This window comes from Moorena sp. SIO3I8, from assembly GCF_010692325.1.
Taxonomy (GTDB): domain Bacteria; phylum Cyanobacteriota; class Cyanobacteriia; order Cyanobacteriales; family Coleofasciculaceae; genus Moorena.
The window spans coordinates 103,156-118,506 of record NZ_JAAHHW010000003.1; the positions used below are offsets into that span (position 1 = coordinate 103,156).

General features: G+C 44.0%; 12 protein-coding genes. 4 read left to right on the plus strand and 8 right to left on the minus strand.

Translation table 11 applies throughout. From position 1 onward, the window contains the following. Positions 1 to 92: 92 nt before the first annotated feature. The 5 genes from F6K51_RS02335 to F6K51_RS02355 all read right to left on the minus strand — a co-directional run bounded on the left by F6K51_RS02335 (position 93) and on the right by F6K51_RS02355 (position 3,697). A complete protein-coding gene (locus tag F6K51_RS02335; RefSeq protein WP_293017737.1) occupies positions 93 to 536 on the minus strand; it encodes a hypothetical protein in 444 nt (147 codons plus the stop codon). After that, the gene (locus F6K51_RS02340) at positions 533 to 1,096 is read right to left on the minus strand and encodes a hypothetical protein (protein ID WP_293017739.1); all 564 of its coding nucleotides are present in this window, start codon (positions 1,094 to 1,096) and stop codon (positions 533 to 535) included. Before F6K51_RS02340 ends, F6K51_RS02335 begins: the two co-directional genes overlap by 4 nt. 163 nt (positions 1,097 to 1,259) lie before the next feature. After that, positions 1,260 to 1,946 carry a Uma2 family endonuclease gene (locus F6K51_RS02345; RefSeq protein WP_293017741.1) on the minus strand — a complete coding sequence of 229 codons (687 nt, stop codon included), beginning with the start codon at positions 1,944 to 1,946 and terminating at the stop codon, positions 1,260 to 1,262. A 282-nt stretch (positions 1,947 to 2,228) separates the two neighbouring features. Beyond that, the gene (locus tag F6K51_RS02350) at positions 2,229 to 2,963 is read right to left on the minus strand and encodes a Uma2 family endonuclease (RefSeq protein WP_293017742.1); all 735 of its coding nucleotides are present in this window, start codon (positions 2,961 to 2,963) and stop codon (positions 2,229 to 2,231) included. 47 nt (positions 2,964 to 3,010) lie between these two features. After that, positions 3,011 to 3,697, minus strand: coding sequence for a Uma2 family endonuclease (locus F6K51_RS02355; protein ID WP_293017888.1), 687 nt, complete (start codon positions 3,695 to 3,697; stop codon positions 3,011 to 3,013). A 204-nt stretch (positions 3,698 to 3,901) separates the two neighbouring features. On the opposite strand from F6K51_RS02355, the gene F6K51_RS02360 reads away from it, so the two are divergent. Further along, complete coding sequence (locus F6K51_RS02360) at positions 3,902 to 4,033, plus strand: hypothetical protein (RefSeq protein WP_293017744.1); 132 nt, start codon at positions 3,902 to 3,904, stop codon at positions 4,031 to 4,033. Between the two features lie 890 nt (positions 4,034 to 4,923). Here the strand turns inward: F6K51_RS02360 and F6K51_RS02365 are convergent. Then, a complete protein-coding gene (locus F6K51_RS02365) occupies positions 4,924 to 5,097 on the minus strand; it encodes a hypothetical protein (RefSeq protein ID WP_293017746.1) in 174 nt (57 codons plus the stop codon). 122 nt (positions 5,098 to 5,219) lie between these two features. Further along, positions 5,220 to 6,518 carry a glycosyltransferase family 4 protein gene (locus F6K51_RS02370; protein WP_293017748.1) on the minus strand — a complete coding sequence of 433 codons (1,299 nt, stop codon included), beginning with the start codon at positions 6,516 to 6,518 and terminating at the stop codon, positions 5,220 to 5,222. Positions 6,519 to 6,925: 407 nt separating this feature from the next. On the opposite strand from F6K51_RS02370, the gene F6K51_RS02375 reads away from it, so the two are divergent. Beyond that, entirely contained in the window at positions 6,926 to 7,174 is a 249-nt protein-coding gene (locus tag F6K51_RS02375; protein ID WP_293017750.1) for a hypothetical protein, read from the plus strand. On the opposite strand, the gene F6K51_RS02380 is transcribed toward F6K51_RS02375, so the two are convergent. After that, a complete protein-coding gene (locus F6K51_RS02380) occupies positions 7,132 to 8,208 on the minus strand; it encodes an MraY family glycosyltransferase (RefSeq protein ID WP_293017752.1) in 1,077 nt (358 codons plus the stop codon). The genes F6K51_RS02375 and F6K51_RS02380 overlap by 43 nt on opposite strands. A gap of 1,756 nt (positions 8,209 to 9,964) precedes the next feature. On the opposite strand from F6K51_RS02380, the gene F6K51_RS02385 reads away from it, so the two are divergent. Continuing rightward, entirely contained in the window at positions 9,965 to 12,883 is a 2,919-nt protein-coding gene (locus F6K51_RS02385; RefSeq protein ID WP_293017753.1) for an SLBB domain-containing protein, read from the plus strand. A 206-nt stretch (positions 12,884 to 13,089) separates the two neighbouring features. Beyond that, positions 13,090 to 15,342 carry a polysaccharide biosynthesis tyrosine autokinase gene (locus F6K51_RS02390; protein ID WP_293017755.1) on the plus strand — a complete coding sequence of 751 codons (2,253 nt, stop codon included), beginning with the start codon at positions 13,090 to 13,092 and terminating at the stop codon, positions 15,340 to 15,342. Positions 15,343 to 15,351 lie beyond the last annotated feature (9 nt).

Genomic DNA, 15,351 nt, shown 5'->3' on the forward strand with positions numbered 1-15,351 from the left:
TCAACTCTACTAGTTGACGACTCTTACCTCTTGCCCTTGGCATTTTGCCTATACTTTAGCTAGTAATTTATCATAACTACTCATCTAAAAAACTAAATCGCCCCAAAATCCTTAATCCCATGAAAACCAATTCGTTTAGACTGGCGACGGGTAAACTCTCCCACTGAAGAGTTGCCATTCGGATCAATCACCCCTGTTACCTGCTGCCATAACTCAGCAGGAGCCAACGATACCTTATAAATGCGATCGCCACTCTTGCACACGTGATACCACTTGGTTTCCTGGCACTCACTACACCAAAAAGCCTCTAGCCATTCTCCTTCGATAGCTACCGTGGTTTTACTGGCTATCAGCATCAAGGCATATTTTTGTTTAACACCACGCGCCTGAAGTTGTCCTGGCCGGTCAGCAAACAACCGATACTTCTGACTAACGCTATCAAGGTAGGAACCATGAATCGGACATAAAATAGTTCTTCGTTTAGAACGCTTCCGGTTCCGTTGACATCGTTTGGTTTGAGGTGTTGATTGACTCATTTTATAGGGGTTCTAAATTCGGTGATCAACTTTTGGGATTTTAGGGAACAGGGAACAGGGAACAGGGAATAGGGAGCAGGGAGCAGGGAGCAGGGAGCAGGGAGCAGGGAATTTAGAATTTGGAATTTAGAATGCGCGAATTTAGAATCGGAAACAGGGAGTATGGTGAGTAGGGATAAGAGTATGGGAAATGTGGTAAGGCAATGGTAGAACAGGCATCTTGCCTGTGCCCCAAAAGTAGAACAGGCATCTTGCCTGTGCCCCAAGAGTAGAACAGGCATCTTGCCTGTGCCCCAAAAGTAGAACAGGCATCTTGCCTGTGTCCCAACAGTAGAACAGGCATCTTGCCTGTGCCCCAAAAGTAGAACAGGCATCTTGCCTGTGCCCCAAAAGTAGAACAGGCATCTTGCCTGTGCCCCAAGAGTAGAACAGGCATCTTGCCTGTGCCCCAAGAGTAGAACAGGCATCTTGCCTGTGCCCCAAGAGTAGAACAGGCATCTTGCCTGTGCCCCAAAAGTAGAACAGGCATCTTGCCTGTGCCCCAAAAGTAGAACAGGCATCTTGCCTGTGCCCCAAGAGTAGAACAGGCATCTTGCCTGTGCCCCAAGAGTAGAATAGGCATCTTGCCTCTTGCCTTGCGCGTAGCGCTATAGCTTACCCTGAAACTTTTCTCCCGACTCCCGACTCCCGACTCCCTACTCCCTATTCCCTATTCCCTACTCCCTACTCCCTACTCCCTTCTTCTCCAAGAAGTCCAACAAATTCTCGCAGAGCCACACTAGAACCAAACTGCCATGCCCTATTAATGTATTGGGGAATGGTTTCTTTCACCGGGAAATTTGGAAAAATTTGGCTAGTTTGAACCTCTAAATAGCGATCGCTTTCAAATCGATAGATATGAATTGTGTCAGCTTTGTAAATCCAAACTTCTGGAACAGCTAGGGGAATGTAGTCATTAATATCAGTAATTGAAGTCAGGTCAATTTCTAGGGCGAGATCCGGTGGTGGATCTTGGCTCAGGTCTAGTCGTCGCTTTCCTAAAATTGCTTGATAATTTTGGATGTAGAAACAAGCATCTGGCTCCACTCCAGGCATCCCCGCTTTCCGAAGGGTAATCGGATCAAAGCTCTGCCAATCTCTTCCTTGATACCGTAGCAGTGCTTTAACTAAGTCAGTCAGTATATTCATATCGCAAAGGGAGTAGGGAGTAGGGAGTAGGGAGCAGGGAATGCGCGAATTTAGAATCGGGAATCGGGAATCGGGAATCGGGAATCGGGAATCGGGAATCGGGAATTGGGAATCGGGAATCGGGAATCGGGAATCGGGAATCGGGAATTGGGAATCGGGAGCAGGGGGGAGAAGAGTGTAGAACAGGCATCTTGCCTGTTGCCTCAAGTGTAGAACCGGCATCTTGCCTGTGTCCCCAGTGTAGAACAGGCATCTTGCCTGTTGCCTCAAGTGTAGAACCGGCATCTTGCCTGTGTCCCCAGTGTAGAACAGGCATCTTGCCTGTTGCCTCAAGTGTAGAACCGGCATCTTGCCTGTTGCCTCAAGTGTAGAACAGGCATCTTGCCTGTTTCATTTTATTCAAAAGCTGATAGCTGATAGCTGATAGCTGATAGCTAAAACTCTTCCCCCTACTCCCTACTCCCTACTCCCTACTCCCTACTCCCTACTCCCTACTCCCTATAATTACAAATCATCAGGATTAACCCCAAGGCTACGCAATCGTTCTGCCAATCGTTCAGCCCGTTGGTGTTCCTGTTCTGCCCGTTCTGCTGAAGTTGGAATCCAATTACCTGCGCCATCATACCAACGCAGCCACAACCCTTCTGTTTCTTGATATTTCCCTTGCCAAACTCCTAACCCTAATTCCAGTCTTGGAAACCAAAATTTCGGTTCAGAAAGTTCTACCGCCTGATACTGTATGGGCATTAATTGAAACACCCGCAACTGGTTATCGTAACGGTCAAAAACCACATAGTAAGGAATCCGCATATATTGCTCATAAGCTTGCCATTTAGTAGGTGGCTTGTTCGCAGACCTTAGGGTTTGTCCTAAATCTTCCGCTTCCGTACCTGGTGATAGGAGTTCCACTACCAAAAATGGTGCTTTTCCTTCCTGCCAAACCACATAACTCCAGCGCAGGTCTTGTTGTTGTTGAGCGGGAGTCACACCCAATACCAGAAACCAATCCGGTCGCTTGTGCCATAAGGAATTACGGCTATCGTAATATAAATTCAGGTCTGTACCAATGAACATTTCCTCCCTAGGGTAGTTGGGAGGTTGGCAAGTTTCCCGTAATAGCTGGGGTTGGAAGTCATGAAATTCGTCAGGCAAACCAGGCTCCTCTGGGTCTTCACTAGGTAGATCATACATAGTGGGCATAGTTTCCCTGGGAGGACGGGGTGGGTCAGTTTGGTACATGATCCTCTGTTGAACCTGATAGTTTGAGCATAGCATTTTGATTTAACTTAAACAGAAGCTAATCGCGCTACAAACTCTTGATGCATCTCGGAATCTATCCCTTCTTGCAATACCGCCAACACCTGCTGCATCTTTCCAGCTAATAAAGCCTCCACCCCTAAGCGCAATCCAGGAAACACCTGGCTACTCAATATACCTGCATCTGGCTGCTGTTGCACATATTCCCCTTCGCGCAACACATACCAGCGAAACTTCCGCTCCTGGGTTAGCCAAACTAAATACTCTTTCACTCCATTCCGACGATAGGCTCGCAGCTTATCATAGAGGTCATAGGAAGCACTACTAGCGGCAACCTCCACAATCAACTCCGGCGCACCTTCAATGTAATCATCCTCACTAATTCGCGACTGTCCACCTTTGTCTTGTTCAATGCGCAACAAAGCATCTGGTTGGGGTTCATTATCAAAATCTAGCCGCACTGTAGAATTGTCACACAGCATAATGCCAGGGGTTGCGGCTTCATATGTCCCTAGCCAGGTAATAATCCTACCATGAGGTTGACCATGCTTATTGACCCTAACTGGTGATGCCACATAAACTACCCCCTCAATTAACTCCGCCTTCCTAATTTCAGGCGTTTGATGATAGCGTCGTTCAAATTCTACTCTACTTAAGCGATCGCCATTTTCCAGAATAGGTAGTTGAGTTATTACGGGAGTAGGGGATTTCACCACAAGACTTGCTCCATAAAATTTATACCAACATCTACTTTTATAGCAATTATACAACTTGTGAGCTACAAAGTTATAGGTTTTTAGGGAGCAGGGAGTAGGGAGCAGGGAGTAGGTAAGAGGCAAAAGGCAAAAGGCAAGAGGCAAGAGGCAAGAGGTTAAAAATATTGTGTACCTCATAGCTATGAGAAACGCTATAAATTACATTTGGGTAGTGTTAAATACGGCAGTTTGTATAACTATCAAGTACACAAGATTATTTTCACTTTTCCCTCTTACCTACTCCCTACTCCCTGCTCCCTACTCCCTACTCCCTACTCCCTACTCCCTACTCCCTAAAATAAAATAATAGACATACTCTCCCCCTTAATCACTTTCCTGCTGTTGACATCACAACTAATGAAAAGTGGTGTGGGGAGAGACTGAGATCAACAGGACCATCGAAGCCCACTCCTAAACGTAAGGATCTAGATAGTAATAACTAGCTAGTATTTAATTTTAGCGGTCAGTGGTCAGTGGTCAGTGGTCAGCGGTCAGCGGTCAGCCTATGGGCTACGCGCATGAGCTGATAGTTAATAGCTGAGAGCTGTTCGCGTAGCGTGCGCGTAGCGCTAATCGCTGATAGTTAATAGCTGATAGCTGATAGCTGATAGTTAATAGCTGATAGCTGATAGCTGATAGTTAATAGCTGATAGCTGATAGCTGATAGTTAATAGCTGATAGCTGATAGCTGATATTTTACGATTATTTCCTAAACAAATCAGTCAATCAAACCTTAGTAGTTAACCCCCAATTAGTTATTCTTAATAATCTATATTTATCAGGACAATTGAGTAATTTTTTTTCAAAAAGTTCTGGAATAATTGATGTCATAACTTGGTTAAATTATCCGATAATTTCCTTAAAAAAACATAAAAATAAATCGTTGAATAAGTGCTGATTATTTAGGCACTAATTCTGTATTCTTAGTAACCTAGAGCTTTCAGGACAATTTACTAAATTGCTGGAATATAGCATTGATTATACCTATGAGGTAAAGTCTTTACTGGCGCTGATTGCCTTTAAGACCTTATTAATTCTGACCTTTGGCTTAAAAGGATCAGCCAAATACCTAATTATAAAGATAATTAATATAATTATTGAGATAAAATTGTTTAATCTTTAATTGAATTTTATTAAACCATAATCCCTGTAAATAATACTATCAAAAAACAGCCCATAAGTCAATGTCATAGGCAGTAGGGAACAGGGAGTAGGGAGCAGGGAGTAGGGAGCAGGGAGTAGGGAGCAGGGAATAGGGAGCGTTGCGTCAGTCTTCGCGCTGAATAGGAGTAGAGTGGGCATCCTGCCCGCCCGAAAATTGTAACGGGCAAGATGCCCATTCCACAAGATGCCCATTCCACCTCACTCTTAAAATCATTCCATTATTAAGCAACGCCCCCTACTTCCTACTCCCGACTCCCGACTCCCGACTCCCGACTCCCGACTCCCTGCTCCCTACTCCCTACTCCCTACTCCCTACTCCCTATTCCCCACTCAACGCTTCACAAAGAACCTGATCATACTGTTTAGCAATGACTTCAGGAGTAAAATTCTCTAATAAATACTCACGACCAGCCTGACCTAGGGACTTGACTAACTCCTGATTAGCCGCCAGAGAGCGGATATAGTCAGCCAGACCTTGGCTGTCTTCATTCACGAAGCTGGCACCGCACTTAGCTTTGGCGATCAGCTCAGTTAAGTAGGCTTCCCGAGAGCAAATTACCGCCACGGGAACCCCAGCAGCTAACGCAGAGTAGAGTTTGCTAGGAGCCACTAAGGTTTCCATACCAGGAATCACACTGACTAACGAGAGATCGCAAGCGGTTAAGGAGTAGGGCAGCACCTCTTTGTCTTGGTAGGGCAAAAACAGAAAGTTAGTTAAGCCTAAGCGCTTCACGTCCTCGATTAACGTCTCTCGCTTCGCGCCACTACCAATACAGACAAACTGAATCGGTTCGTCTTTTAGTAATTTAGCAGTCTCAAGAATGGTGTCGATATCATGGCAGCGCCCCATATTACCAGAGTAAAGCACCGTGAATTTATTAACTAAGTTGTGCTTTTGGGCAAACCAGTTATCTGGCTTGGGCAGTGGCACAATCACATCTGGGTTAGCCCAACTGTGAATCACTGCAACCTTATTAGCCAATTTAGGACAGGTATCTATTACTCGTTGCTTCATGGCTGAACTGAGGACAATAATTGCCTCCGCTTTACGCCAAACCCGACGATTAAGACCTCTCCAAAATCGAGCTAAGGGATGATTGTGACCAATCACTCCTAATTCTACAGCAATGTCTGGATAAAAATCGTAAATTAGGCAAACATAGCGCATCCCAAAAATCTTACGAGCCAGGTAGGCAACCACAGGAAAAAACGGTGGCGCAGTCGTTAATAACACCAAATTACGACGACGATAGTTTTTAACTAAGTGCAAGAACGCTCGCACAGCAAAAATTAAGCCATTCATAGCCTTGCCACGAATGCGCTGAGGCCAAAGTTGAGACGCACGCGATCGCTTAATTTGTACTTTTCCCAACTTTTCATACATTGGTGCAGTGGCCGTCCCAAAAGCATAGCCTGGTTGCCCAGTAAACACCTTAATATCTATGCCTTGTTTGCCCAATTGCATCACCAACTCTTGGATTAACTGGCCAGTAGCAGCATAGTCAGGAGGAAAAAACTGAGTTAGTACAGACAGCCGCAGAGACTGCTCACTAACTGTTGTTGTTGGTAAGCAGCCTTTCATATGTTTCGATGTTTTTGGTTGTTTAATTAGAACCATAAGTCCACCTATAGTCTTTTGAGTTGGTTGAAGTACTTTTGTTTTAGGGAGCAGGGAATCGGGAGTAGGGAATCGGGAATCGGGAATCGGGAATTGGGAATCGGGAGCGGTGCGACCCGTGGCGAATTTAATTACGGGTCAAACGCACCGTAGGGAATTGGGAACAGGCAAGAGTTGCTAGTGGTGCTTCAGGGACGGGCGAGCCCTGATTTTCTGGGTAGCTTAGGATAATCCGTCCCTGAAGCACCACCAGGTCAAACAGCTTTTAGCAGATGCAGCCAGAGGCAAGAGGAGGGTGGGGAGTGTGGGAGGTGTGGGAAGTGTGGGGAGAGAGGGAGGAAGGAGGGGAGTAAGAAGCGAGTGGGAAAGGAGTGAGCGCGCGGAGATGGCGCGCGGAGTATGGGGAGATGGCCAGATGGCCATCTCCCCAGCCATGCTTAAAATTCAGATGTAATAAGATTTGTAGCAATTCTTGTACTGATCAGGTACAAAGAATTTTTTCCCGACTCCCAGGGAGTGCGCGTTCACGCTTAGCTTTGAAAAAGCGCGGGGTCGCACTGCTCCCTACTCCCGACTCCCGACTCCCGACTCCCGACTCCCGATTCCCCACTCCCTACTCAGGACTTCCTACTTCCTCATCAGTTAAAGAGCCATGAACAGACTCCCATGCTCTCCAAGTGACACATCCCAGTAAAATAGTTGTGCTACCTATAATTAGCGGACTGCGAGGAACCTCAACACACACTAGAGCTAAACTGCCAACCCATAACGTTAGGGCGTAAATCAGTAACACCGTTACTCGATGAGACAAACCTGCCTTTAACAAACGATGATGGAGATGGCGTTGATCGGCCTGGAAAGGTGAGCTGCCGTGACATAATCTCAGGGTAATCACAGCAGACATGTCTAAAAGGGGTACTGCCAAGACCAGAAAAGGTAAGAGGACTGTGGTAGCTACGGCACCCTTAACCAATCCCATCACACTCAGGCTAGCGATAGTGAAACCGATGAAGTAGGAGCCACCATCTCCCATAAAAATTTGAGCTGGATTGAAGTTGTAGTACAAAAATCCTAATAAACTCCCTACTAATGCCGCGCTAATCAGTGCTGCCTCAGTTTCCCCCATGAACAAACTGAGGAGGAAAATCATCACCCCAGCAATACCAGCCACTCCTGAAGCCAAGCCATCCAGTCCATCAATCCAATTTATGGCGTTGACAACCCCTGTCAGCCAGAGCACCGTCAGGGGTAAGCTGAGCCATCCTAAATGTACTATTTCCACTCCTGGAAGACTGACAACGCTAATCCGCAACCCCATTTCCCAAGCGACACTAGCAACTCCTGCTTGCAGTAACAAGCGCATTAAGGGCGATAAACTCACCAAGTCGTCGGTGACGCCAATCAAGAAAAAGCAGAAACTGCCGAGAACAACTGCCCAAACCTCTGAAGAAACGCCAGGGGGAAAATCAGCCAACCCTCCTAGACTCCATACTAAAAATAGAGCAAGTAAGGTGCTAGCACAAATAGAAATTCCCCCTAAACGCACCATTGGTTGTCGATGCACTTTACGCTCGGCTGGTAAATCCGTGTACTGATACTTGATGGCAGCCGCTTTAACTACAGGAATAGTATTGAAAACAATTAAAGCCGCGATAATGAAAGCAAGTACATAATATCCAGGGGAAACCATGGTGTAATAGCATAAGAATTACTACATCTGAGAACTAGGATTACCTCTAGACGCTCGTATTCGAGAAGCCTCTAATTTTTTTGCAAGCTGATTTGCTTGCTCTAATAAACTTGGTAAATTTCCACAATTAGAAGCCATACAAGCATCTAGATTTTCCATAAGCTGTTGAATCGTCTGGATCTACTAAGATCCAAAACAAAACCAGATCCGTCACCTGCACCAGCAATATTTATTACGGCGGTCGTAATTACCAGAGTGTAGTGCACTCCCAGGCAAAAGATTCAGTAATTAAGGTAAGATGCAATCAAAACATTTTAATTACTCTGATCCGATTATTTAGTGACTGTAGGGATAGATTTTATTCTCTTAGCTTATGAATAATATGCTATATTTTTTTAGCCACTTATTCCTACTAAATTCAAGAACTTTTTCAGGATTATTTAAAATAAAAATATATTATTTTACTTAAAATTACATTAATTATATTATTAATACACAAGTGTTGGTGCTACCAAATAAAAAATGATTAATTAAGATAAGATGAACTCAAAACTTGTTAATTACTCGGAGCCTATTATTTAGTAACTGTAGGAATATATTTTATTCTCTTAGCTGATGAATAATATGCTCCCTTGGGTTATCCTATCCTTTATACTAAGCTTAGGGATAATCTCAGGATTAATTTAAATTATTCCATCACTAAAAATATTAATAATCAGAGGTTAAAGATAGGTATAATAGAATGAAAAGCCACTTTGACAGCACTCGATATCCATTCGTGGTTAAAACAGACTTAATTTTTTCAATCCGTAATCATCCTTAAAAATCAGGTAAATATGAAGTATTAAATTCACGATTACCTTCACTTTTGTACCGAATTATCAGCCTAAAATTAATGATACGTTTAAATTTTACCGATCACTTCCCTGGAAATTATACCAATTCTTCAAAGGTGGACTACAGATGGAGATGGCCAGAGCTCGAGATGGCCAGAGCTCGAGATGGCCAGAGCTCGAGATGGCCAGATGGGGAGATGGCCAGATGAAATTGATGTGTAGCGTTGTGAGCGCGAAGAATTGGATTATATTTCTTGGCCAAGATTTAGAGACTATTTTAGAAATATAGCGTTTATCATAGTAATCAGGTACACAGAATTTTTTCCCTATTCCCTAATCCCTGTTCCCTAATCCCTGTTCCCTAATCCCTGTTCCCTAATCCCTGTTCCCTACTCCCTAATCCCTGTTCCCTAATCCCATTAACCCAGGACGAGGTAACTTACCCAAGGTCAAACTGCTATAATCAAGTATAATTACTTATTAACAAAAGAACCGTCACTTTAACGTCTTAGCAATGCTATCATCGGGGCAGGGTCATCAATGATTGCAGGAAAAGAATCCTGTAGGGAATAATCCTGATAACTACACTAAGACCAGTATTAAGGATAGAGGTGCATTAACTTAGGTCCGTGACAGTTACCCTCAGCCTCTCCCCGTAGTGACTCTTTAACTATATGTAGTAACTATAAGTCCTGTTGAACTTTCAAAAGCTATTGGTAACAGCTCTACATTACTACCCAGACAAAACTAACCAAAGTTAGGTTAACGTTGTTAACCTAACCGAAGCTCTAACTGGTTTTAGATAACTTACTTTACTGTCTAATCAGCAAATTTTCTGTTGCTCGATAAACCTTACTGATAGAATTACCGAGGTGCTTAGTCCAAAAATTGGAGTTTGTTGAAGTCCATAAAATAATCTTATGCTTAGAGCCTTAGTACTGATTCCCATGTCAGCCGCCGTTAGCTATTCTTTAGGGTTTGGGCTGAGTAACAATTGGAATTATAAAGATAGTCCTATTGTCAAACTACTTTGTGCTGATCAATCAATAAATGTCAGTTCCTACCATCAAGTAAAAAAGGATACCAATCCCCAAGATTCAAAAGCCAATACTTTCCCAAAAACCTTTGCTAATCCCAAGTTTTCCCTTGATAGTCCTATTGTCCAACTGCTTTGTACTGATCAATCAAGAAAGGTCAGTTCCTTCCATCAAGGAAAAAAGGATACCAATCCCCAAGATTCAAAAGCCAATACTTTCCCACAAACGTTTGCTAAGCCAAAGTTTTCCCTTACCCAATCTCAGTTAAACCAAAGTAATTCACAGCCAACCCTACCAGGGCTCAGCCGACAAACCGTTAGCCCAAAAAACTTTGCAAAGATTCAACCATCCCTTCCTGCTGCAACCGTTATTCCGCCAGAGATAGTTAAAACACTACCGATTGATCGAATTGTTGCTCGCTCCGTTGGCGGTGATTTGCTCACAATGCGATTTGAAACAGTCGATGCAGCTCCAGTGAAGGTACCGAAAACACCGCGAGCTGAGATGATTTCCCCAATAGCTAAGGTCGAGAAACAAAAGAAATCGGAGTTAGGAGCAAATGCCAACAATACCAATAGACCTCTGGGGAAATTAACCTTTAGCTCAGAGGTGACTTGGGTTAATGGCTCGTTTTACCAGATGTCTAATCAAGCAGAGGATCATCCCGAAATTGTCTTTACAGTCGATGCAGCTCCAGTGAAGGTACCGAAAAAACCCCGAGCTCAGATGATTTCCACGTTTACCCCAGTTAGCCAAAGTTCCTTCCCCTTGCCAGGTGCTCCCACTCCAGAATTAGTGACAGCACAATCTGAAATACCAGCTCCAGGGATAGCTAAGGTGGACAAACAAACGAAATCGGAGGTGGTAGCAAATGCCAACAATACCAATAGATCTCCGGGGAAATTAACCTTTAGCTCAGAGGTAACTTGGGTTAAAGGTTCATTAGACTTCTTTCAGAAGAGGGAACAGCGGATCTCGGAACAGGCAACAGTGAACAAGAATTCACGAAAAGCGATGCAGTCGGCCAAAGAGGGTTCCCAAGGGGTTTACAAGGTGCGGGCGCAGGTGACCAACACAGCTCCTCCCCACTCGCTATTCCATCAAGAACAGTATCAGAAAAATACTTTTGCAAAAGGTCTATTGTTCCAGAGGTCTAATCAAGTAGAGGATCATCCTGAGATTATCCTTGCCCATGCCAACTTAGCTGCTTCTGGGAACTTAGCTATGGTTACATTCAGGGAATTACTGCCTAATGGTGAACAGCTGAGGGAGATTCTACCTGCTCCGACTATTGCTCAATCGACTATGGCTCAATCGACTATTGCTCAATCTACACCAACACCGTCCCAAGGTCAGTCGTCCCAAGGTCAGTCCACAGAAACCCTACCTGTGCCCACCTTTGAGCAACCTACCCAGACACTACCATCGTCCCAAGGTCAGTCCACAGAAATCGTACCTCTGCCGACCTTTGGTAAACCTACCCAGACACTACCATCCCCCTATCCAACTGATGTTACCACTCCTGTACCTGCTGTAGAGCCCGTTAGCCCTGTTATAGACCAGACCTATACCCTTGGTGCAGGTGATTTGATTCTAATTACTATTTTCAAGATGCCAGAATTTAGTGGCGAACAACAGGTTGGTGTAGATGGCTCTATCAAGTTGCCCTTAGTCGGGAAACTGAGCGTTGACGGCATGACCTTAGAAGAAGCCGAAATCGCGATCGCAGCTAAATATCAATCGGAATTGCGCTCTCCTGCCATCACGGTAAGTTTAGTAAAACCCCGCCCCTTAAAAATAGCTATTTCTGGGGAAATTAAACAACCAGGCTCCTACATTTTACCTTTCGTCAATGATGGCCAGTTTCCCAGTCTCGCTCAAGCGGTCCAGCTTGCTGGCGGGATAACCCAAGCGGCGGACTTAGAGGGAGTCAAAATTCGGCGTTCTCAACCTTCTGGTATCACCCAGACTATTACCCTCAATCTTTGGGCACTGCTGCAAACTGGTGACTTAAGTCAAGACCTGATTTTGCGGGATGGGGATGTAATTATGATTCCAGCCACACTTTCGGTTGACTTAACCAAAACCGCTCAACTAGCAGCGTCTAATCTGGCTAGCACTGAGGAAATATCTGATGTTGCCGTGGTAGGGGAAGTCTTTCGACCAGGGGCTTACCGCCTAGAAGGAGGACAAAACGGTACTAGTCGCCCGACAGTTAGTCAAGCGATTCAAACCGCCGGAGGCATTAAACCCTCAGCTAACGTGCGGGAAATTCAAGTGCGTCGCCCCACTCGCGATGGCACTGAACAACTGATTAACATTAACCTCTGGAAATTATTACAAGATGGCGACCTTAGTCAAGATTTGGCCTTGCAAAAGGGAGACACAGTAATTATTCCTACTGCCAGAGAAATTACTGCCACAGAAGCTGCTCAAATTGCCTCGACTAACCTTTCTCCAGATGTAATTCGGGTCAATGTTGCTGGAGAAGTGAAACAACCAGGAACAGTCGAAATGCCATCTAATACCACTCTTAATGAAGCGTTGCTTTCTGTGGGTGGATTTAATGAGCGAGCAGAAAAAATTGTGGAGCTAATTCGTTTTAATCCTGATGGTAGCCTAACGCGAAGGGAAATCGAAGTCAATTTTAAACAAGGAATTGATCCCCAAACTAACCCTCTGCTATCCCAGAACGATATTATCATTGCTGGTCGCTCCAGTTATACCAAAATAACTGATACTATCTCTAATATTTTAGAACCAATTTTAAAAATATTGAATCCTTTACGTTCCTTGTTTTAAATTATATTTATCTATATATAAATTTAAATGACTTGATAATAAAACAATTAAAAATAATTTATTATTAATCCTGAATAATGACTGCTGAATTATAAATTTTAGAGCTTTTAATTGAAGGTGCCATATCTCTGTATAACCGGTACCAACCAACTCTTGTGTAGTCAACTGTTCTAGGATCCCCCTGATTAAATTGGAAGCGAAACTCAATGGTTCATAACTTTTCTCCCTCTCCTCCCCCAGTTCCAAGTAGTAACGGTAGCTTTCCCCCTTTACCTCAAGGGTCACAGTCGTTAGAACCAGAAGACAGTGAGTGGGATTTAGGGCGTTGGTTTGCGCTAGCGCGACGGCGAGGAGTAGTCATTGTAGGGGTAACAGTGACAGGGATATCCTTCGTCATCCCGAGAACTTTAAATGAAGAGCCAAGTTACGAAAGCAAATTTCGGATTTTAGTAGAGCCTGTTAATGCTGAAAATGACTTAGGCAGTTTAACGCCTGGTTTAGGGAACCAAAACATTCAATCTAGTTTAGACTACCAAACCCAAATTCAAGTCCTGCGTAGTCCTGAGCTCATGGAAGTAGTGCTCGCAGAAATCAAAAAAAACTATCCTGAAATTAGTTATGATTCCTTAATTGGCAATTTAAAAATTACTCGCTTAGGGAAAACTAAGATCTTGGAAATCAGCTACCAGGGAAACGATCCGGATCTTATCCTCACGATTTTAGACCAATTAGCCAAAGTCTACCTGAACTACTCCCTGAACGAGCGCCAGACTAACTTACGCCAAGGGATTCAATTCATTGAAAACCAGTTACCATCTTTACAAGCCAGGGTAAATGAACTGCAAAACCAATTACAAGCCTTTCGACAGCGATATCAGTTCACTGACCCAGAGATGAAAGCTGCACAAATCACGTCTCAAATGACCGCCTTGAAGGAGGAAAACTTAGCCCTTGAACAACAATTAGCTAAAAGCCGCTTCAATCTTAGTTCTCTACAAGAAGAAACTGGGGCTGTGGCCGCTCTTAGTGAAGCTACACTATATCAGGAAATTATTGGTCAGTTAAGAGAGGTGGAAACGCAAATTGCTGAAGAATTAACTCGCTTCCAACCACAAAGCACAGCGATTCGACTTCTGCAAAATCAACGGCAAAACCTCCTGCCGATCCTAGAGCAAGAAGCAGAGCGAATTTTAGGAGCCAAGTTAGCAGAAGCTGTAACTGAAGTGCAAAGGCTTGAAACCCAACGTCAAACCTTATTAGTTGCCGAACAACAGCTAAAACAACAGGATCAACAAATACCTGCTTTAACCAGACAATATAGCGACTTACAGCTAGAAATACAACTTGCTACTGAAGGGTTAAACCGTTTTCGGGCTACCTGGGAAACGTTGCAAATCGAAGCCGCCCAAACCGAGATTCCTTGGGAAGTAATTGAAGCCCCAGTTCGGCCAGTGGCTCCCATCTCTCCTAATATTCAACGTAGTATAACCTTGGGAGCTGTAGCTAGTCTTGCTGTAGGCATTGGTGTGGCTTTGATTTTGGAAAAATTAGATAACGTTTATCACACTGCCCTGGAACTAAAACAGCAAACCAAACTCCATTTGTTAGGGAATATCCCCATTAATAAACAAATAGCAGCAACGCCAAGTAATAACTCCCTAGCCAAAGTAGGAGGTTTATTGTCTAAACCTTTTACGTGGCTAATACCAGCTTTGAAGCAAAAATCAACGCCTTACATCTATTATGGGGACTCCCAATCCTCACACTTTTTGGAAGCTCTACGAATACTCAATACCAATATTCAATTACTGAGTTCAGACCGCCCAATCCGTTCTATGGCAATCAGTTCAGCTCTGCCTAGAGATGGGAAGTCAACCATTGCGGTTTTCCTGGCTCAAACAGCCGCAGCGATGGGAAAAAAGGTGTTATTAGTGGATGCAGATATGCGTAAACCCCAAGTTCATCCAAGATTGGAGTTACCCAACCAGTGTGGATTAAGCAATTTAATTTTACAAACCCTATCCCCTTCAGACGTAATTGAGGACAATTTACCTGTAGCTGGCTTATCAGTCCTAACCGCAGGTCAACTTCCCTCAGATCCTACCAAGCTGATCTCTTCCCAGAAAATGGCACAATTGATGGCAGGTTTCCACGAAACGTTTGACCTGGTGATTTATGATACTCCCTCAGTTTTGGGATTAGCGGACACTAGCTTGCTTACTCCTCGTACTGATGGGTTGATTCTGGTAACTCGCGTTGGGAAAACAGATCGTTCTGCTCTGACCCAAGCTCTTGAGAATCTGAAACTGTCTCAAATTAAAGTTTTAGGGATTGTTGCTAATGGTGTTAAAGATGAATATCTTGGCCTTTACGAGTACTACAAATCTGGTTACAAAGGCAATCCTCAACAACAGGATATGGATGAGGAGGAGAACCTTACCCCGACATTGTTCAATTAACTCCCCAAA